This window comes from Nocardia sp. NPDC050712 (assembly GCF_040654295.1).
Classification (GTDB): domain Bacteria; phylum Actinomycetota; class Actinomycetes; order Mycobacteriales; family Mycobacteriaceae; genus Nocardia.
Genome location: NZ_JBFAHT010000002.1, coordinates 2,073,049 through 2,092,127, shown reverse-complemented (window position 1 = coordinate 2,092,127; position 19,079 = coordinate 2,073,049). Strand labels below are relative to the sequence as shown.

Here is a 19,079-nt window from a genome sequence, read left to right as displayed (position 1 = left end):
TTTTCGATTCACGAAGGAACACCATGCATTTCATGACAAGGGAACGCGAAACCATCGACTGTTTCCTGCCGGGGCTGGCATCCAAAATCGCCGATATATCCCTGGCGCAACTCGAATCGGCCGACAACCCGGGTCTGGCGTTGTTCCGTGATGCCGGCGGCACCGGTCTACTGATCGACGCCCAGCGCGGCGGCTGCGGGGCCGACCTCGCGGCGGCCGCCCGCGTGCACCGCATGCTCGGTTCCTGGTCGCCGTCGCTGGCCATCGCCGTGAACATGCACTCCTGCACGGTCGCCGCGATACCGCCCGGTCCGGCCGCCGACATGCTGCTCGGGCTGGTTGCCGAAAACCAGCTGTACCTGGCTTCGGCCTTCGCCGAGGGGATTCCGGGCGCGAGTGTGATCAGCCCGAAACTGCGCGGCGAGCGCATCGAGGGCGGCTGGCGGATCAGCGGCAGCAAGAAGCCGTGCAGCCTGTCCAAATCCATGGACCTGCTCACCGCCAGTGTGCTGCTGCGGCCCGACGGCGTGGACGAGGATCAGCTGGCCCTGGCGGTCATCCCGGCGGCCTCGCCCGGTATCGAGGTGCGCCCGCTGGACGGCATCGCGGTCTTCCCGGGTTCGGAAACCCACGAGGTCGTGCTGCGAGATGTCGAGATCACCGACGACGCGGTCTCATACCTCGGCGCGACCGACACCCTCAACACCGCGATCAGCGGGGCCTGGCTGACCTTCAGCGTGCTGGTCTCGGCCTGCTACCTCGGCATGGCCAGCGGCCTGGTCGAGCGGGTGCTCGAAGCCCGGCGCGGGACCGCCGCCGACCGCATGATGATGGTCGGCGACCTCGACACGGCGATGGCCGCCATCGAATCGGTCGCGGCCGAAATCGGCGCCGGCGCCGACGATCCGGCCACGGTGGCCCGCGCTCTGCATCTGCGTTTCGCCACGCAGCGGGTCATCGAGCGCACCTCCGCGCTGGCCACCGAGCTGCTCGGTGGCATCGCCTTCATGACCGGCGACAGTGCGCGGCTGTACACCGGCTGCCGCGCGCTGGCCTTCCATCCGCCGTCGCGGATGAACATCGCCGAACCGCTGGACCGCTTCCTGGCGGGCGAACCATTGATCGTCACATGATCGGGAACACGGTCGTCCAGATCGGGCGTGGACCCACTGGTACCGCCCTGGCCCGGCAGCTGCTGCCGGGCATGGCGCCCGGATCCCGCTACGTCGTCATCGACCGGGATCCGGCGGCCGCGCAGCTGCCGTTCGGCACTCCCGAGCCGACCCACCTGATCAACACCCGCGCCGCGAAAAGCAGCCTGAACCTCGCTGACCCGGACGAGTTCGACCGCTGGCTCACCGGACAGGCGTCGGCCGCGGGCGAATCCGTCACCGAGTTCCCGGCCCGTTTCTGGTTCGGTCGCTATGTCCGGGACATGTTCGACCAGGCGGTCAAGGAGGCGACCGCGGCCGGCGTCTCGGTCGATGTCGTCACCGACGAGGTCCTCGAGGTGAGCACCGGCGCCGAGGCGCGCTGGCGGGTCGTGTGCGTGAGCGGACAGCAGTTCGAAGCCGATCGGGTCATGGTCTGTACGGGCATGCTGGCCCAGGCCGACCCGTTTCCCGGAATCGTGGACGCGCCGGGCTATTTCACCGATCCGTGGCGGCTGCCGGAGCTCCCGGCCGACGCCCGGATCGCGGTACTCGGCACCCGGCTCACCGCTATCGACAGCGCGCTGACCCTGGCAGCGCGCGGACACGCCGGTCCGGTGCTGCTGGCTTCGCGGTCCGGACACCTGCCCCGGCTGCGTGGCCCGGAGACCGTCGCACCCATCCCGGCCGTGCAGGCCTGCATGGGCGCGGCCGCCGCCCGAGGTACATTGCAGCTCAACGACTTCGGACGTGCGCTGATGGCCGATATCGAAGCCGCCTCGGCCGAGCGGCCGGACTGGTCCGAGGTGCGTGGCGGCGGACCGACCACCCGGGCCATGCTGGCCCGGGACCTGGCCGAGGTCGAATCCGGCACCGCCCGCGGCTGGCAGCAGGTCCTCAATGAGGCTTCCCCGGTCCTGCTGCCCGCCTGGCAGCTGCTGGCCGAACCGGATCGGGCGGAGTTCTTCGCCGAGTGGCTGACCCCGCTGCTCGTGCACGGCGCACCCATTCCGCCCGAGACCGCGCACCGCTTGATCGCAGCCATGGATTCGGGGCAGCTGCGGGTGCGCGACGGGTTGAGCGGGGTCCAGCGGGACGGCGCCGGCTTCGCCGTGAACCTGGGTGGCACAACGGAATTCGCCGATATCGTGATAAACGCCACCGGCGCGGGTACCGACGCCGCCGCATTGCGAACCCAGCCGATGCTGGCCGGATTGCTCGACATGGGATCGCTTACCGCGCATCCCCTCGGGGGCGTGCGCGTCGACGTCGCCACCTTTCAACCGCTCGATGCCGCCGGCACACCTGTCCCCGGACTGCACATCCTGGGCGACCTGATCCGCGGGGCGGTGCTGGTCACCAACGATGTCATCGCGCTGTCCTTCCAAGCCGCGCTGCTCGCCGCCGCACTGAACGCGAACAACGAAGAGGGAGTGCGAATGTCATGACAGCAACCACCACACCGGCCCGCGCCAAGGGGCCGATCCTCGCGGTGCTGTGCCTGTGCGTGATCGCGATCTACATGGACGCGATGATCGTGAACCTGGCACTGCCCAGCCTCGTGCGCGAATTAGGTTCGAGCACAAGTGGATTGCAGTGGATCGTCGACGCCTACGCGCTCACCTTCGCGGCGCTGGTGCTGGTCGCCGGCAGTCTCGGTGATCGGTTCGGCCGGCGCGGCATCCTGCTGGCAGGTCTGGTGGTGTTCACTGCCGCGACCGGGGCCGGCGCACTCTGCGACAGCACCGAGCAGCTGGTCGCGGCCCGCACGGTCATGGGCTTGGGCGCGGCGATGATCTATCCGTCCACGCTGTCGATCCTGACCACCGTGTTCGTCGAACGCAAAGAACGCGCGGCCGCTATCGGCGTGTGGGGCGCGGTGTCCGGTATCGGCGTGGTGCTCGGGCCGATCGTCGGCGGCCTGCTGCTGGAACACTTCTGGTGGGGCAGCGTATTCGTGGTCGTCGTGCCGGTCGGTGTGGTGTGCCTGATCCTGGTCGCGCTGCTGGTGCCCGATTCCAAGGATCCGCGTGGGCGCCGGCTCGACTTCCCGGGCCTGGCGCTGTCCACCGCCGGGCTCGGCGTGCTCGTCTACTCGATTATCGAAGCGCCGGAACAGGGTTGGCTCTCCGGGCGGACCCTGCTCGGCTTCGCCGTCGCCGTTCTGCTGCTGGCCGGCTTGGTCTGGCGCGAATTGTCGGCTCGCGAGCCCATGCTGGATGTGCGGTTGTTCGGCAACCTGCGGTTCTCCGCGGCCTGCGCCATCATCACCATCACGTTCTTCACGCTGAACGGCTTCACCTTCCTGGTGACGCAGTATTTCCAGTTCCTGAAGTCCTATACGCCGCTGGGCGCGGGCGTGCGCCTGATCCCGGTCGCGGTGGCGATCATCATCGGATCGGTGCTCGGCGGCAAACTGGTCGTCAAGCTCGGCACCCGTGCGGTGGTGACAGCGGGCCTGATCCTGATGGGAATCGCCTACGCCTGGTTCGCCTTCGACGATGGGCGCACCGAGTATTCGATCATCGCGGCACAGATGGTGGTGATCGGGCTCGGCATCGGCGCGGTCGCCATCCCGGCCACCGAATCGATCATGGGTGTGGTGCCCGCGGCCAAGGCGGGCATCGGTTCGGCCATGAACGACGCGACCCGGCTGCTCGGCGGCGCGCTGGGCATCGCGGTGGTGGGCAGCGTGCACCACTCGCTCTACACCGGGGAGCTGCCGGACGGCAGCGTCACCGGTGTGCCCGTCGCCGCGCTCCAATCGGCCCGGGATTCGCTCGGCACGGCACTGCAACAGGTGGCCGCGTTGTTCGCGGGTGGGCAGCCCGGGCCGGCCGAATCGCTCCGCGGTGCCGTGCAGGCCGCGTTCGTGCACGGATTCCAGATCTCCTGCCTGGTCGTGGCGGGCGTGTGTGCCGCCGCCGCCGTCGTGGCCATCGTCCTGCTGCCGTCCGCACCGCCGCCGTCGGTGCCTGCCGAAGAGTCCGAAACCGATCTGAGGATGGAAACACTGTGACAACCGCAGAAAAGGCCACCGACCGCTGGCTGCTCTACAGCACCTGCGACGAGGACTCCCGCTCCGAGATGCGGGCCCTGGAGATCACCGAGAACGACGACGTGCTCGCAGTGACCGGCAGCGGCTGCCGGGCCCTGAGCCTGGTGGTGAACAACCCACGCTCGGTCACCTCGATCGACAGCTCGCCCGGACAGACGTACCTGCTCGAACTGAAACTGGCCGCGATCCGGCACTTCTCCTACGACACCCTGCTGGAATTCTTGGGGGTGGACGAATCCGCGCACCGCTGGCGGCTGTTCCAGGAACTGACCCCGCACCTGTCCGCGGGCGCGGTGGCCTACTTCACGAAGTACCGCAAGGCGATCGTGCGCGGTGTGCTGCAGGCCGGCCGGCACGAGCAGTTGTACGTGCGGCTGGTCGCCCCGGCCATGCGGGTGCTGTACGGGCGGGCGATGCGGGATCTGTTCGGGGCGACCGATCTCGAGGAACAGCGCCGGATCTACCGCGACCGGGTCGACGGTGTGCTGTGGCGCACCATGATTCGCCAGGGTTTCACCGAGCGCACCTTGAAAGCGGTGCTCAACGACGACTCCTACAACGTCGTCACCGACGAGAAGTCTTGCGGTGACTATGTTCTGGAGCGACTCGACCACACCTTCATGAATCACCTCGCGGGGGAGAACGACTGGGTGTCGTTCATGTTCCACGGCCGCTATCCGCGCCGGGATGTGCTGCCGCACTATCTGCTTCGCGACAATGTCGCCGCCATTCGCGCCGCCGGCACCGAGGTGAACGTGGTGTGCGCGGATCTGATGGACAGATTGCGCGCCCTGCCGGACGAGTCGGTGGACAAGTTCTCGCTCTCGGATGTGACCAGCTGCATCGACCGCGAACAGTTCGCCACGCTGATGAAAGAGGTGATCCGGGTCGCGCGGCCCGGAGCGCGAATCTGCTACCGCAACTTCCTGTCTCGGCACACCCCCGCGCCGGAGCTGCTCGAATTGCTGCGTCGCGAGGACGAGCTGTGCGAGCAGCTGTACTTCGACGACTACGCCTTCGTGTACCAGTTCGAGATCTTCACCGTCGGCAGGAGCTGAGATGAGACAGTCCAGGATTTCCGTCCGCGCGGTGTTCATCGCCGTGGTGGCGGCCGTGGTGGCTGGTACCGCCGGCTGTGGCAGCGACGAAGCCGGCAGCCCGGCGAGTACCACCAGCAGCACCCCGACCACCGCCGCGGCACCGTCGGAAACCCCTTCTGCCAGAGCAACTTCGGAGCCGCCGCCCGCGCCCGCCGAGCCCCCCGCACCGCAGGTCCAGCCCACTGTGCCGCAGGTCCAGCCCACCGTGCCGCAGCCACAGAAGCCGCCGACGCAGCCGCAGAAGCCGCAGACACAACAGCCCCAGAACGAGCCCCCCTCGTTGCCCGAACCGGGCTTCGAGCCGCGGCCTGGTTACTGACAAGGATGATCATGCCCATTTCGACCCGTTCCGCCACCCTGGGCGCCGCCACTCTGGCCGCGGCCCTGCTGTCCGCGCCCCTGCCCGTCGCCACGGCCGCGCCCGCCGAGGGTAAATCCGTTGTGGTGCTCGGTGATTCCTTCACCGCCAACGGTGATATCGCCGCCGCGCTGGAGAACACCGCACCCGGTGCCAAGTCCGACTGCTCGCACGGCCCCACCTCGTGGCCGACCCAGCTCGCACACGGCATGGGCCTGCGGGCAGGCGACGATCTCGTAGACGTCTCCTGCCGCGGCGCGACGCTGGTGAGCGGGCCCGGATACACACTTGTGCACGAGGCGCGCGGCGCCGACGCGCAGGGCGCGTTCGGGCCGCGCACCAAGGCGGTGCTGATCCAAACCGGCCTCAACGACTCCTGGGGCAGCAACGAGGTGAAGCTGCGCCAAACCCTGCTCAACTGTGTGCTCGACGTGATCCGCGGTTGCGGTCCCGAAGCCGCCGCCGAGGGCCGGGCCACCGACTATCGGGGCATCGATACCGCCGAATACACCCGGCGCGTGAAACCCGTCGTGGACTACGTTCGGTATTACGCGCCCAACGCGCGCATCATCTTCGTCGGCTACCCGGAGATGAACGCTCCCGGTTCGAGTACCTGGTGCGTCAATGTGCTCGGCGTGGGGCAGATTGTGCAGAACCGCGCCGAGTCCGCGATCGAACTGTGGAACCGAGTCGACACCGTGCAGCGGGCGGCCGCCCAGCAGCTCGGCATCGAATTCTTCGATTCCCGGGCCGTCACCGCCGGCCACGGCATGTGCACGCCCGAGCCGTGGCTGGCCGGAATCCTGGACCCCGCAAGCGATGTCATGGGCACTCCGATACACCCCACGGCGCGCGGTGACGCCGCGGTGGCCGCCGGGTTGCAGCGGATGATCGCGGGCTGATCATGGCCGCCGAGATCGTCGCTACGCGGTCGGCGCGACCGGAGCCCGGCACCAAACGCCCGGCGCTGCCGTCGCTGACCGGCGCGCGCTGGTGGGCGGCGTTCGCGGTGTTCCTCCTGCACGCGCTGGTCTTCCTGCCGGTGTATCCGTTCCAGAAATCCGAGCTGTTCCGGCAGCTGCACGCGCTGGCTCCGATGCAGCTGGGCGCGGCCGGCGTGTCGTTCTTCTTCATCCTGTCCGGCTTCATCATCTACTGGTCCTTCACTCCGGGCAGCTCGGTGCCGCGCTTCTACTGGCGGCGAGTGCTGAAGATCTATCCGACGCATCTGGCGGCAGCCGCGATATTCATCCTGGCTGCCTCGGTGCCGTTGCATCGCGCGGTGGTGTGGGCGCCGAACCTGTTGCTGGTACACACCTGGGTGCCGAAGTGGACGATGGTCGGTGGGCTGAACGTGCCGGCCTGGTCGCTGGCCTCGGAAATGCTGTTCTACGTCAGCTTTCCGCTGCTGCTACCGCTGGTGCTGCGGATCGGCGGGCCCCGGTTGTGGTGGTGGCTGGGCGGGCTGCTGGTGTTCATTCTGCTGCTGCACACCGCCTACTACCTGTGGACGCCCGGCCCCAAGGGCATCGGCAACGCCTTCGCCCCACGGCTGGTGCCGGGCGACGACTCGCCGTACTACGAGTTGCACGCCTCGCAAGCCTGGTTCCGGCAGGCGGATATCCCGGTGCCGCAATCCTATTGGCTCAGCTACTACTTCCCGCTGTCGCGGCTGCCGGAGTTCTTTCTCGGTGTGCTGGGCGGGCGGCTGGTCCTGGAGGGCCGCTGGCGGCTGACGAACATCCGCTGGCCGTTGGCCGCGCTGGCGCTCGCCTACCTGGCGACCTGGGTGGTTCCGGTGAACTACAAGATGTCCGCGCTGCTGGCCGGTCCTATGCTGGCGGTGGTGGCGACGCTCGCGGCGCGGGATCAGGCGGGGATCCACGGCGTGACGTCCAGGGGCACAATGGTGTGGTTCGGTAAAATCTCCTACGCCTTCTATTTGGTCCAGTTCCCCGTGATGGTCTTGATCACCCGATGGTTCATCGGCGGACATCAATTCGGCTTCTTCGGTTGGATGGGTTTCGCCGCGCTGAGTCTGGTGGCGTCGATAGCGCTGGGGGCCTTGATCTTTCACTGTCTCGACGAGCCGCTGATGCGCAGATTCGCCGGCCGGCGTACACCGGCACCACCTTCCTAGGAGAAACCATGGCTCTCAGTGCATCGCTGGGCCCACCCCACGAGATCGACCTGGCCGGTGGGCGCATTCGCTACTACGAGAACGGAACCGGCTCGCCCGTGGTGTTCGTGCACGGACTGCTGGTCAACGCCAACCTCTGGCGCAAGATGGTGCCCGACATCGCGGCGGCCGGCTATCGCTGCCTCACCCCGGACTGGCCGCTCGGCGCGCACGCGATACCGGTCCCCGACGCCGATCTGACCCCGACCGGGCTCGCCGACATGATGGCGGAGTTCCTGGCGCGGCTCGATCTCGAGGATGTCACCCTGGTCGCCAACGACACCGGCGGCGCGATCGCGCAAATCATGCTCAGCCGCGGCACCGCCCGCGTCGGCCGGGTCGTGCTCGCGTCGGTCGACTGCTACGAGCGGTTCCTGCCGCCGCCGTTCAACGTGCTACCGCCGCTGGCGCGGATGCCCGGGTCGATCCGGCCGCTGACCGAACTGCTGCGTATCCGCGCGCTGCATCCGCTGCCGATAGCGCTCGGGTGGGTGGCCAAGCACCAGGTTCCCTACGAGATCGTCGACAGCTACCTGCTGCCCAGCCGTAATTCCGCGGCCATCCGCGGTGACCTGCGGCGCTTCCTCAAGACCGCGCACCGCGAATACACTCTCGACGCGGCCACCCGATTCGCGAAAATCGACGTGCCGGTACTGCTCGCCTGGGCGCGCGAAGACAAACTGTTCCCGCGGCGGCTGGCCGAACGGCTCGCCGCGGAGCTGCCCAACGCCGCCCTGCAGTGGATCGATGACTCCTACACCGCAAGCCCCGAAGATCAGCCCGAGTTGCTCACCAGAATGATCTTGGAGTTCACTCGTTCGCATGAGCAACCGCACTAGCCACGAAAAACGTTCCCTCGCTACAAGACTCGCCCTGGAGTCCGCCGCTCGGCAGTTGTTCGTCGAGCACGGGTACGCCGCCGTGTCTGCCGACATGATCGTCGCCGCCGCCGGGGTGACGCGCGGTGCACTGCAATACCAGTACGGCGACAAGCGCGGATTATTCATCGTGATACTCGAGCAATTGGAACGGGAGAACAGCGCGGAAATAGCGGCGGCCACCGCGGCCGCACCACCTTCGGGCGAACCGATTGCCGCAATCGAGATCGCTCTCACCACCTTCCTCGAAATATGCCAACGGCCGGAAATGGTGCGTATCGCTCTGAGTGACGGACCTGCGGTACTCGGCCGGCAGGCGTGGCGGGAGTTCGAGATCCGGCACGGCTTAGGCCTGTTCGTCCCGCATCTCGAGGCGGCCCGCGCAGCCGGGCGCCTAGCCGACGTCGATGTCCCCGTCCTGGCTCAACTCCTGCTCTGCGCGGTCACCGAAGCGGGCATGATCGTCGCGAGCGCTCCCGACCCGATCCCGGCTCGCGACCGAGCCGCGCAGGCGCTGATGGTGATCCTGTCCGGAGTCTTCGACTCCCGCGACGCCACGGCGCATCCCGGGTAGCCATCGGCGAAAGCCGGAATGGGCCGCCCTCTCCAGACATTCCGACTATGCAATTCCGCCGCTGAGAGGATTCATCATGTTTTTCGACGGCGCGGGCGGCCGCATGCACTACCGAATTTGGCGTACTCGTGAAAAGATTCCCGATGCCGTTCTGGTTTTCCTGCACGGCATCGGCCAATCCACGGTCGACTACCACCGCTTCGGCCGGGCCATGAACCGGCACAACATCGAAGTGTGGGGCCTGGATCACCCGGGCCACGGCCTCAGCGAGGGTGATCCACACACCCTCGCACCGATTTCGGTGCTGGTCGGCAACGCCGAACTGTTCTTGGCTGTCGCCCGCGCCGCCCGCCCCGACGCCCCGCTGATGCTGGCCGGCCATTCCCTCGGCGCCGGCGTCGCCCTGCTCGCGCTGCACGCCGCCGGTTCCGATGCCCGGCACGTCCGCCGCCTCGTCCTCACCGGAACCCCGTCCCGCGACCTGATCATGCGACTCCCGCCCCCTGCCGTCCCCACCCTGCTGCTGCACGGCGCCGAGGACCGCATCGCTCCCATCGTCCCGATCCGGCACTGGTCCGCTCGCTCCGACATCACCGAACTGCACGAATTCCCCGACGCCGGCCACGACATCCTCCACGAACCGGTCTATCCCGAAATCCACACTCGGATAACCACTTTCCTCCGACATCGGCCTGGCCGGCCAACGGCGCCGGCGAAGTTCGGGGGCCGGACCTCCACCCCACCGCCGAGTACGCCTCTTACGGCCCGATCTTCGTGATCACCGACGACATGCGGCCCGTCGTTGTCAGAGCCATTCGGCAAAGATCGCGGCCATGACCAGCACCCCGACCACTCCACCGCGGCCGCTCGACGTCACCACCGTCTTCTCTCGACAGGCTCCGCTGGCACGCGCGGCGACCCGGTTGCACCCCGACCCGGTGAACGGTCCGGCATGCTGGCATCGGAGTTCAGCGGGACGGATCGGGGGCGGGATGGGCACTGATACCGCCGATCACGATGTCGACCACCCGGCCGGCCAGCTCGTGGATTTCTTGTTCGGTCTGGCCCTCGATCTTGCGGTACCACACATCGACGGCGTTGAGGTTGCTCAGCAGGGTCCGAGTGGCCAGCGCGTCGTCGACCTGCCGTAGCGAGCCGTCGGCGATGCCCTCGGTGATGACGCGATTGAACAGGCCCTCGTAGTCGCGCCGAAGCCCGTTGAGGGCCACCAGCGCGTCGCGCTGACGGACCTTCAAGGCCGTCGATGCCTGGTCGCGCACCCCCTGGTGGACCACCTGGTGATACCCGAGATCGATCATCAAATTCTCGACATGGGCAATCGACATCGCCACCAAACGCTGGCGGCCGTTGCCCGAGCCGCGGGCATGTGGTTCGACCCGCGCGCGCACCCGGCTCATCCCGGCTTCGTACACCGCCAGGAAGATGTCGAACTTCGACCGGAAGTGGTAGTAGATCAGGCCTTTGGTGGCGCCTACCTGGTCGGCGATGTCGTCGATGGTGGTGTTGGAGAATCCCCGCGTCATGAAGGCGTCCGACGCCGCGTCCAGTATCCGCGCTTTGACATCGGGTGCCAGTTCGGCGCTCACGCTCACAGCTCTCTCACTTCCCTCAGCTCGCTCTAGAACCATCATCGCACCGCCGCTGCTCGCGACACCCCGGTGCGCTGGCTGCTGTCGGAGTGACGGGGGTCCGAACTCCCTCGTGTTACGGCGTGATTGACAGCTATTGTGACCCTCGTTACGATAATACTCAGTAGTATCCCTGGTGAAAGGCTTTTATCCCTCGTGAGTATCGACTTTTCAGGCAAAGTGGCCATCGTGACCGGGGCCGGTGGTGGCCTCGGTCGCGCGCATGCTTTGGCGCTGGCCGAGCGCGGCGCGAATGTTGTCGTCAACGACATGGGCGGGTCGGTCGCGGGTGCGGCCACCTGCGATGCCGACGCGGCCGCACGTGTGGTCGCCGAGATCGAGGGCAACGGCGGGCGGGCGTTCGCGCATCGCGCCGACGTCACTTCCCCCGGCGAGGTCGAGGACATGGTGAGCCAAGCGGCCGCGCGCTGGGGTCGGGTCGACATCTTGATCAACAACGCCGGCATCCTGCGCGACAAATCCTTCGCCAAAGCCGGCCTCGAGGACTTCCGAAAGGTCCTCGACGTGCATCTGATGGGGTCGGTGCACTGTAGCCAGGCGGTGTGGCCGTACATGGCCGAGCAGGGCTACGGCCGCATCCTCATGACGACCTCGGCCTCGGGCATCTACGGCAACTTCGGCCAGGCCGGCTACGGCGCCGCCAAATCCGGCGTGGTCGGGTTGATGAACGTGCTCGCGATCGAGGGCGAGCGCAAGGGAATCCGGGTCAACGCACTCGCGCCGACCGCGGCCACTCGCATGACCGAAGACCTGATCGACGAGGCGGCGCTCGAGGCGCTGACTCCGGAATCGATCACGCCCGGTGCGCTGTTTCTGGTGTCGCAGGCCGCTCCGACCAAAACCATCCTCGCGGCCGGAGCGGGTGTGTTCGCCGTGGCCCGAATGCGCGAGTCGGTCGGGGTGTACCTGCCCGAGCAGGCCCGCAGTGCGGAGGTGATCGCCGAACGCTGGGACGAGATCAGCGACATGAGCGCCTCGGTTGTCACCGAAACCGCGTTCGGTCAAACCGGTCGCTACGTCGCTATCGCCAACAGCGCCACCCTGCGCGCGGAGGTCACGCGATGAGGGAAGCGGTCATCGTCGCCACCGCGCGCACCCCGATCGGCAAGGCCTATCGCGGATCGTTCAACGACACCACCGGCCCGCACCTGGGCGCGCACGCCCTCACCGCGGCGCTGGCCAAGGCCGGTTTGGAGGGCGCGGAGATCGAGGATGTCGTGCTCGGTTGCGCCATGCAGGAAGGCTCGACAGGGCTGAACGTTGCGCGCCAGGCCGCGCTGCGCGCGGGCCTGCCGGTCACAGTGCCGGCGATGACCATCGACCGGCAATGTTCGTCGGGGTTGATGGCGGTCGCCGCCGCGGCCAAGCAGATCGTCGTCGACGGTATGAACATCACCGTCGGGGGCGGCGTCGAGTCGATCTCGCTGGTTCAGAACGAGCACAAGAACAGCTACCGGGTAACCGACGAGTGGCTGACCCACAAGCTGCCCGCCACTTACATGCCTATGCTCGAAACCGCCGAGATCGTCGCCGAACGCTACGGCGTCAGTCGCGAGTCCCAGGACGAGTTCGCGCTGCTGTCTCAGCGACGCAACGCCGCCGCGTGCGCGCGGGGTCTGTTCGCCGAAGAGATCGCCGCGTTCACCGGCACCCGCCTGGTGAGCGACCTCGGTGCGGGGCAATCACATGCCGTCGATTTCGTGCTCAGCGCCGACGAAGGCGCACGGCCCTGGACCACTGCCGCGGATCTGGCCGGGCTGCGGGCGGTCCTGCCCAACGGGAAGGCCTCGACGCGCTCGTCGATCACGGCCGGAAACGCCTCCCAGCTCTCCGACGGCGCCGCCGCGGTGGTGCTGATGGAGGCCGGGGTGGCTTCCCGCCGCGGGCTCACCCCGCTGGGCGCCTACCGCGGGCTGGCGGTCGCGGGCTGCGCACCGGAGGAGATGGGCATCGGCCCGGTCTTCGCGATCCCGAAACTGCTGTCCCAGCACGGTCTTTCGGTCGAGGACATCGACTTGTGGGAGCTCAACGAGGCTTTCGCCTCCCAGGCGTTGTACTGCCGCGACCGGCTGGGCCTGGACCCGGACAAGGTCAACGTCAACGGCGGAGCGATCTCCATCGGTCACCCCTATGGCATGTCCGGAGCCCGGATGGTCGGCCATGCCCTGTTGGAAGGACGACGACGCCGTTCCCGCTATGTCGTCGTCACGATGTGCATCGGTGGCGGTATGGGAGCCGCCGGCTTGTTCGAAGTGCACTGATCGGCCTCCGCGGCCCTCCGCAAGACCCCCATCGCGCCGGTGGATCCGGCGACGAGCTATTGCAACAACCCTAAGGAAAATCTCATGAGCATCGATTCTGTGCTCGCTACCGCAGATGAACTGCACCAGCGCGCGACCCGCAAGGCCGTGCTGCGGCTGTTGCCGGTGATGTGCGCGGTCTACTTCATGGCCTATATCGACCGCACCAACGTCGCCCTGGCCAAAACCGCGCTGAAGGCCGACGTCGGCCTCAGCGTCGCCGCGTTCGGTCTCGGCGCCGGCATCTTCTTCATCAGTTACGCCTTCCTCGAAATCCCCAGCAATCTGGTCATGTACCGGGTCGGACCGCGCAAATGGATCGCCCGGATCGCGGTCACCTGGGGCACGCTGTCGGCGTTGATGATGTTTGTCCAGGGCGAGTACTCGTTCTACCTCATGAGGTTTCTGCTCGGCGCCGCCGAAGCGGGCCTGTATCCGGCGCTGATGTACATGGTCACGGTGTGGTTCGCCCAGCACTACCGCGCCACCGTCGTCGGTTTCATCTACCTCGCGCCCACCATCGCCCTGGTCGTGGGCGGCCCGATGGGCGGGGCGTTGATGGAACTCGACAATGGTCTGGGCCTGCACGGCTGGCAGTGGATGTTCCTCATCGAGGGCATCGTCACCGTTCTCGTCGGTGTCCTGGTCTGGTTCAAACTCCCTCAGGTGCCCGGTGACGCGCGCTGGCTCTCGGCCGAAGAAGCCGCCATCCTCACCTCCCGTGCCGTCGGCAATCGCCACGAAACCCACACCAAGTTGCGCGGAAACCTCGGCGAGGCCTTCGGGCGTCCCTTCGTCATCGTGGTCGCGCTCATCTACTTCCTCAACCAGGTCACCAACGTCGGCATCGTGTTCAACATCCCGGCCATCGTCGAAGATCTCGATGTCAGCGGGTCGTTTCTGATCGGTCTGGTCTCCGGCAGCGCGGGCATCGGCGCCACGATCGGTGTGCTGCTGGTTCCGCGCCTGTTCACCTGGTACAAGCGCGAGGCCAGCGCGGTTGGCATCCTCGCCGCCGCCACCCTGGCCACCTCGATCGCCTTCATGCTGTCCTCGAACGCGACGGTGCGCATCATCCTGATCGCGATCTCGATGATCTTCGTCTTCGGAACCCTGCCGCTGTTCTGGTCGATCGCCATGGCGCGGATGTCGGGGCTGATGGCCGCGGCCAGTCTGGCCTTCATCAACACCATCGGCCTGATCGGCGGCTTCGTCGGCCCCTACCTGTTCGGACTGGCCGAAGCCGCGACCGACAACCCCTCGGCCGGCTTCTACGTCGTCATCGCCGCCTCGGTGCTCGGCATCGCGCTGACCCCGGTGCTGGCCTACGCCATCAAACGAGAAGATGCCGCCACCCCGGTCCCGGCCCCGGTCACCGCGGCTGCACCCGCGCCGACCACCAGTCTCTGAGACCGAAACCGCTCTGCCGCAAGGACTTCACCCTATGCATGGATTGATGCAAGACAGACCCCTGAGCCTGCCACTGTTGATGGACGGCCTGCGGGGACGATTCAGCCACAAAACCGTTTCCACCCAGCACAACGGTTTTCACACCACCGCGAGCTATGGCGAGATCGCGCAGCGGATCGCCCGCCTCGCCGCAGCACTCGATCACCTCGAGATTCCACGCGGCGCTCGGGTGGGCAGTTTCGGATGGAACAGCCAGCGCCACCTCGAGCTCTACATGGCGGTGCCCTGCAGCAACCGAATCCTGCACACCATCAACCATCGGCTCTTCGCCGAGGACATCGTCTATATCGTCAACGACGCCGCCGATGAGGTCCTGTTCGTCGACCGCTCGATTCTCGAGGTGGTGTGGCCGCTGATCGATCGCTTCGAGACCGTCCGCCACGTCGTGGTCATGGACGACGGCGTAGGGATGGCGATCCCGCAGGATTTCCGCGTCCACGACTACGAGGAGCTGATCGCCGCCGCGGTGCCGGTCGATGGCTTCGAGGTCGCCGACGAACGCGACGCCGCCGCGCTGTGCTACACCTCCGGAACCACCGGACGCCCCAAAGGCGTGCTCTACGACCATCGCTCGATCGTGCTGCACGCGATGACCCTGCTGATGAGCGACACCTTCGCGATCAGCGAATCCGATGTGGTCATGCCGATCGTGCCGATGTTCCACGTCAACGCCTGGGGTCTGCCGTATGCGGCGATGATGGCCGGGGCGAGCCTGGCACTGCCGGGCGCGGCGACGGCACCCGCCCAGCTCGCCTACACGATCGCTACGGCCCGGGTCAGCTTCGCTGCCGCGGTCACCACGATCTGGCGCAGCGTGCTGCCCCTCTTGCAGAATCGCGAGCTGCCCGCCCTGCGTCGGCTGGTCAGCGGCGGCAGTGCGCTTCCGGTGGACTTGTCGCGCCGATACCACGAGCAGGTCGGGGTGCCTTTGACCAGTTCCTGGGGGATGACCGAGACCAGCCCGCTGGTGTGCAGCGCGCGCGTGGGCAGCGACCAGACCGGCCTCGATATCGACGACCAGATCCAGATCCTGGCCCGGCCCGGACCGCCGGTGCCCCTGACGGCGCTGCGGCTGCAGCACGAGGACGGCACCTTCGCCCGGCACGACGGCGTCGACTCCGGGGAACTACAGGTGTCCGGGCCCACCGTCGCCGGCGGCTACTACGGAAGCACCGACGGCTCGGCCGCTTTCACCGAGGACGGCTGGTTGCGCACCGGCGACGTCGCCACCATCGACGTCCGCGGGCACCTCCGCATCGTCGACCGCACCAAGGACCTCATCAAGTCCGGCGGGGAATGGATCTCCTCGGTCGAACTCGAGAACGCGATCATGAGTTCTCCGGAGGTCTCCGAAGCCGCGGTGATCGCCACCGCGCACGACACCTGGGGTGAACGACCTTTGGCCTGTGTGGTTCCCGTCGAGGGCAGCGCGGTCACCCCGGAGTCGATCCGCTCGCATCTGACGGGTCTGATCGCGCGCTGGTGGATCCCCGAGCAAATCGTGATCCTCTCGCAGATCCCCAAGACCGCGACCGGCAAGGTTGCCAAACTCGTTCTGCGCCAACACTTCAACGACCCCGCCGTCGCACCAGCCCTCGCCGAGATTGGCCACCCATGACTATCAAGAACCGCATCCTCGCCCTCGGCTCGGGTATCGCGCTCGCCGCGACCTTCACCCAAGCTCTTGCTGCCGGGGCGCCGGAGGCGCAGGGCTCGCCGTTGCTGCGGACCACCGACCTCGGTGTCGTGAAGGGAATCGATCAGAGCCGAGCCGGGGGAACCTATTCCTGGCTGGGCATCCCGTATGCCGAGGCGCCAGTCGGGGAGCTGCGCTGGAAAGCCCCGGTCACCCACAAGCCATGGACCGATACTCGCGCGGCCGACAAGTACGGCAACGGCTGCATCCAGCAAGGCCGCATGTTCAGCCCCGCGCCCAGCGGCCCGCACTACGGGCTCGATATCCGTGACGGACTCGGACAACCTGTGGGCGCCGAGGATTGCCTGACCCTCAACGTCACTCGCCCCGCCAACGATCAAACCGATCTGCCGGTCATCGTTTTCATCCATGGTGGCAGCAATGTCGTCGGCTACTCGGCGGATCCGATGTATGACGCTCGGGCGCTGGCGCAGAAGACCAATTCGGTGGTGGTCACGATCAACTACCGGCTCGGTGTGTTCGGGTGGCTGGATCTGCCCGGACTCAAAACCGGTGACCCGGTCAACGACTCGGGCAACTTCGGAACCCTCGATCAGCTCGAGGCCTTGCGCTTTGTCAATCAGAACGCCGCCGTCTTCGGTGGTGACGAGGGCAACGTCGCGGTGATGGGGGAGTCCGCGGGCGCGGTCAACGTGTGGGCGCTGCTGGTCTCGCCGAAAGCAAAGGGCTTGGTGGACAAAGCGATTCCGCTCAGCGGTGGTCTGGTGTTCGCAACTCCGGCCAAGGCGCGGACCTACGCCGAGCAGTTCTCCACCGACGCGATCGGCGCGGTCTCCGATCCGGCCGAGGCGGCGGGCAAACTGCGTGCGGCCTCTGCCCAAGATCTCATCCGGGCCGAGGTGCGCCGTGGCGCGGTGGTCGGTGACCCGCCCGCGGTGATCGCCGATGGCACCGTGCTGCCGGCCGACTATCACGCCGAGATCGCCTCGGGCAGGTTGGCCGGGGTGCCGGTGCTGGCCGGTAACACCGCCGAAGAGGGCAAGTTGTTCGGGTCGCTGGTCGGGGCCTATCGCCCCAACGACTACAACCGCTTCACCGCGCAGTATTTCTTCGATCCCAACAAGCCGACCCGGCTGACCGAGAGGGACTTCCTCAACGACAAGTTCCTTCCGGTCGACGCGCCCGGCAAATGGAACGACGCGGCAAAGCAGTTGGCCGATGCCATTTTCACCAGTATCACCGCCGACTCGATGAACTCGATGCAGGCCGCCGGCAACAAGAACTTGTACTACTACGAGTTCGAGTGGAATCAGGAACCGGCCCCCTTCGACACCGTCTACGGCGCGGTGCACGCGATGGATCTGCCGTTCGTGTTCCGCACCTTCGACAAAGGCCTCTATACCTTCGCGTTCAGTCGCGCCAACCAGCCCGGACGCTTGAAATTGTCGGACATGATGATCAACAGCATCGGTGCTTTCGTCCGTAGCGGCAACCCGCAGCACACCGGTCTGGGCGACCAGTGGGATCAGTGGCCGCGCAGCATCGTGCTCGATGCCGACAACCAGAACGCGACCGCAAAACCTGGATCGTTCTAGGTCCCGCCAGCGCGAGGCGAACCCCAACAGTGCAGCGCGACAGTGCATCTAGTCGCCAATCGCCGTGGTCTCGCCGCCGGACCGCAACACGGTCCCTCGGCGCGCTCACCGCCTACCGCCCCGGACTGCCGGCGGGGCAGACCCGCCGCCGGCACCGTGCGGCATCGATATCTCCTCAACGATCGAACGGATTCACACTATGAAGATCACCAAATTCGCCGTGGCCACGGCGCTCGCGACCACAGCGGTGGCCGTCACCGCGGGAACCAGTCCCGCACAGCCACCCGCCGCCGCTCCGGCGGCTATCGGGTTCTCGGCGCACGCCACCGACACCCAGTCGATCATCTCGATCGATTCCGGGTCGCTGGTCGTCGAGGACAACGCGCTCAAGATCAAATCCGCCGACGGGATCGTGGTCGCCGGAACCCCGCTGAACTTGCGTATCGATGAGTTCGAATTCCCCATCGCCGCCGAGATCTCCGGGCATGAGGCCACCCTCACCCCCCAATTGTCGGTGGATCGGGCGGTGTACAAGCCGGTCGCTCTGCCCTATGAGGACAAGGCGCCCTGGAAGACCGAATTCGACCGCGAACAGGCGGCCTGGTCTCGGCTGACCAGCACCATCAGCATGGGAGCCACCCTCGGCACCCTCATGGGTGGCCTCGGTGGCAGCGCGCTGGGGTGTGTCCTGGGTGGGATCGCGGGCGCGACGGTAGCCGCGGCGACCATCGTCGGTCTGTTCGGTGCTTTCCTTCCGGCGGCGGCCATCGGCTGCATCGGCGGCATCATCGCCGTGGGCGCGGTAGGCACCCTGCTCGGTCAGATCCTGGTCACCGCGCCGGTCGCCATCGGCGCGGTCATCCAATACGTCGCCACCCTCAACCAGCCGGCACCGGCACCGGCACCGGCACCGGCACCGGCAGCGAAGTAACCCCGCCACCCGGTCGCCGAGTCCCGAGCAGCCTGGAGCTCGGCGACCGGGTGGGGCCCGTGAACTATGCGGGAAGTCTCGATTCGTGGACGCGCTCACGACGCGAGCCCCCTCCGGTAGTGGCGGGGACTATCGGGCGGGTCTGTCACTGATAGGAA

Annotated in this window: 17 protein-coding genes; 16 read left to right on the top strand and 1 reads right to left on the bottom strand. The window is 67.1% G+C overall.

Features of this window, described 5'->3' with window-relative positions:
- The first annotated feature begins 32 nt into the window (after positions 1-32).
- The 10 genes from AB0H76_RS20580 to AB0H76_RS20535 all read left to right on the top strand — a co-directional run bounded on the left by AB0H76_RS20580 (position 33) and on the right by AB0H76_RS20535 (position 10,076).
- Entirely contained in the window at positions 33-1,133 is a 1,101-nt protein-coding gene (locus tag AB0H76_RS20580; RefSeq protein WP_357326007.1) for an acyl-CoA dehydrogenase family protein, read from the top strand.
- The gene (locus tag AB0H76_RS20575) at positions 1,130-2,599 is read left to right on the top strand and encodes an FAD/NAD(P)-binding protein (protein WP_357326004.1); all 1,470 of its coding nucleotides are present in this window, start codon (positions 1,130-1,132) and stop codon (positions 2,597-2,599) included. Before AB0H76_RS20580 ends, AB0H76_RS20575 begins: the two co-directional genes overlap by 4 nt.
- Entirely contained in the window at positions 2,596-4,170 is a 1,575-nt protein-coding gene (locus tag AB0H76_RS20570) for a DHA2 family efflux MFS transporter permease subunit (RefSeq protein WP_357326002.1), read from the top strand. The genes AB0H76_RS20575 and AB0H76_RS20570 overlap by 4 nt, the downstream gene beginning before the upstream one ends.
- Entirely contained in the window at positions 4,167-5,267 is a 1,101-nt protein-coding gene (locus tag AB0H76_RS20565) for a DUF3419 family protein (RefSeq protein WP_357325999.1), read from the top strand. The genes AB0H76_RS20570 and AB0H76_RS20565 overlap by 4 nt, the downstream gene beginning before the upstream one ends.
- A gap of 1 nt (position 5,268) precedes the next feature.
- A complete protein-coding gene (locus AB0H76_RS20560) occupies positions 5,269-5,628 on the top strand; it encodes a hypothetical protein (RefSeq protein ID WP_357325996.1) in 360 nt (119 codons plus the stop codon).
- An 11-nt stretch (positions 5,629-5,639) separates the two neighbouring features.
- Positions 5,640-6,569, top strand: coding sequence for an SGNH/GDSL hydrolase family protein (locus AB0H76_RS20555; RefSeq protein WP_357325993.1), 930 nt, complete (start codon positions 5,640-5,642; stop codon positions 6,567-6,569).
- A gap of 2 nt (positions 6,570-6,571) precedes the next feature.
- On the top strand, positions 6,572-7,807 hold the full coding sequence (locus AB0H76_RS20550; protein WP_357325990.1) for an acyltransferase: 1,236 nt from the start codon (positions 6,572-6,574) through the stop codon (positions 7,805-7,807).
- An 8-nt stretch (positions 7,808-7,815) separates the two neighbouring features.
- Positions 7,816-8,685 carry an alpha/beta hydrolase gene (locus tag AB0H76_RS20545; RefSeq protein ID WP_357325988.1) on the top strand — a complete coding sequence of 290 codons (870 nt, stop codon included), beginning with the start codon at positions 7,816-7,818 and terminating at the stop codon, positions 8,683-8,685.
- Complete coding sequence (locus tag AB0H76_RS20540) at positions 8,669-9,298, top strand: TetR/AcrR family transcriptional regulator (RefSeq protein WP_357325985.1); 630 nt, start codon at positions 8,669-8,671, stop codon at positions 9,296-9,298. Before AB0H76_RS20545 ends, AB0H76_RS20540 begins: the two co-directional genes overlap by 17 nt.
- 76 nt (positions 9,299-9,374) lie before the next feature.
- Positions 9,375-10,076 carry an alpha/beta fold hydrolase gene (locus AB0H76_RS20535; protein WP_357325982.1) on the top strand — a complete coding sequence of 234 codons (702 nt, stop codon included), beginning with the start codon at positions 9,375-9,377 and terminating at the stop codon, positions 10,074-10,076.
- A 190-nt stretch (positions 10,077-10,266) separates the two neighbouring features.
- On the opposite strand, the gene AB0H76_RS20530 is transcribed toward AB0H76_RS20535, so the two are convergent.
- Positions 10,267-10,947, bottom strand: a complete 681-nt coding sequence (locus AB0H76_RS20530) for a TetR/AcrR family transcriptional regulator (protein WP_357325979.1) — start codon at positions 10,945-10,947, stop codon at positions 10,267-10,269.
- A gap of 156 nt (positions 10,948-11,103) precedes the next feature.
- Here AB0H76_RS20530 and AB0H76_RS20525 point away from each other — a divergent pair, with 156 nt between their 5' ends.
- The 6 genes from AB0H76_RS20525 (at position 11,104) to AB0H76_RS20500 (ending at position 18,921) form a co-directional block, all read left to right on the top strand.
- Positions 11,104-12,033 carry an SDR family NAD(P)-dependent oxidoreductase gene (locus AB0H76_RS20525; protein ID WP_357325976.1) on the top strand — a complete coding sequence of 310 codons (930 nt, stop codon included), beginning with the start codon at positions 11,104-11,106 and terminating at the stop codon, positions 12,031-12,033.
- Positions 12,030-13,229, top strand: a complete 1,200-nt coding sequence (locus AB0H76_RS20520; protein WP_357325973.1) for an acetyl-CoA C-acyltransferase — start codon at positions 12,030-12,032, stop codon at positions 13,227-13,229. The genes AB0H76_RS20525 and AB0H76_RS20520 overlap by 4 nt, the downstream gene beginning before the upstream one ends.
- Positions 13,230-13,313: 84 nt before the next feature.
- Positions 13,314-14,678 (top strand): MFS transporter, encoded by a 1,365-nt coding sequence (locus AB0H76_RS20515; RefSeq protein WP_357325970.1) that lies wholly within the window; start codon positions 13,314-13,316, stop codon positions 14,676-14,678.
- Positions 14,679-14,724: 46 nt separating this feature from the next.
- Complete coding sequence (locus tag AB0H76_RS20510) at positions 14,725-16,356, top strand: long-chain fatty acid--CoA ligase (RefSeq protein ID WP_357325967.1); 1,632 nt, start codon at positions 14,725-14,727, stop codon at positions 16,354-16,356.
- Complete coding sequence (locus AB0H76_RS20505) at positions 16,353-17,990, top strand: carboxylesterase family protein (protein ID WP_357325964.1); 1,638 nt, start codon at positions 16,353-16,355, stop codon at positions 17,988-17,990. Before AB0H76_RS20510 ends, AB0H76_RS20505 begins: the two co-directional genes overlap by 4 nt.
- Before the next feature lie 199 nt (positions 17,991-18,189).
- Positions 18,190-18,921: a hypothetical protein gene (locus tag AB0H76_RS20500; protein ID WP_357325962.1), complete on the top strand. Its 732-nt coding sequence runs from the start codon at positions 18,190-18,192 to the stop codon at positions 18,919-18,921.
- The last annotated feature ends 158 nt before the right edge of the window (positions 18,922-19,079 follow it).

Bases quoted from the DNA above. Each gene is read 5' to 3' on its own strand.
- AB0H76_RS20580 (WP_357326007.1), top strand. From the start codon at position 33: ATGACAAGGGAACGCGAAACCATCGACTGTTTCCTGCCGGGGCTGGCA.
- AB0H76_RS20575 (WP_357326004.1), top strand. From the start codon at position 1,130: ATGATCGGGAACACGGTCGTCCAGATCGGGCGTGGACCCACTGGTACC.
- AB0H76_RS20570 (WP_357326002.1), top strand. From the start codon at position 2,596: ATGACAGCAACCACCACACCGGCCCGCGCCAAGGGGCCGATCCTCGCG.
- AB0H76_RS20560 (WP_357325996.1), top strand. From the start codon at position 5,269: ATGAGACAGTCCAGGATTTCCGTCCGCGCGGTGTTCATCGCCGTGGTG.
- AB0H76_RS20555 (WP_357325993.1), top strand. From the start codon at position 5,640: ATGCCCATTTCGACCCGTTCCGCCACCCTGGGCGCCGCCACTCTGGCC.
- AB0H76_RS20550 (WP_357325990.1), top strand. From the start codon at position 6,572: ATGGCCGCCGAGATCGTCGCTACGCGGTCGGCGCGACCGGAGCCCGGC.
- AB0H76_RS20545 (WP_357325988.1), top strand. From the start codon at position 7,816: ATGGCTCTCAGTGCATCGCTGGGCCCACCCCACGAGATCGACCTGGCC.
- AB0H76_RS20540 (WP_357325985.1), top strand. From the start codon at position 8,669: ATGAGCAACCGCACTAGCCACGAAAAACGTTCCCTCGCTACAAGACTC.
- AB0H76_RS20535 (WP_357325982.1), top strand. From the start codon at position 9,375: ATGTTTTTCGACGGCGCGGGCGGCCGCATGCACTACCGAATTTGGCGT.
- AB0H76_RS20530 (WP_357325979.1), bottom strand. From the start codon at position 10,947: ATGGTTCTAGAGCGAGCTGAGGGAAGTGAGAGAGCTGTGAGCGTGAGC.
- AB0H76_RS20520 (WP_357325973.1), top strand. From the start codon at position 12,030: ATGAGGGAAGCGGTCATCGTCGCCACCGCGCGCACCCCGATCGGCAAG.
- AB0H76_RS20515 (WP_357325970.1), top strand. From the start codon at position 13,314: ATGAGCATCGATTCTGTGCTCGCTACCGCAGATGAACTGCACCAGCGC.
- AB0H76_RS20510 (WP_357325967.1), top strand. From the start codon at position 14,725: ATGCAAGACAGACCCCTGAGCCTGCCACTGTTGATGGACGGCCTGCGG.
- AB0H76_RS20505 (WP_357325964.1), top strand. From the start codon at position 16,353: ATGACTATCAAGAACCGCATCCTCGCCCTCGGCTCGGGTATCGCGCTC.
- AB0H76_RS20500 (WP_357325962.1), top strand. From the start codon at position 18,190: ATGAAGATCACCAAATTCGCCGTGGCCACGGCGCTCGCGACCACAGCG.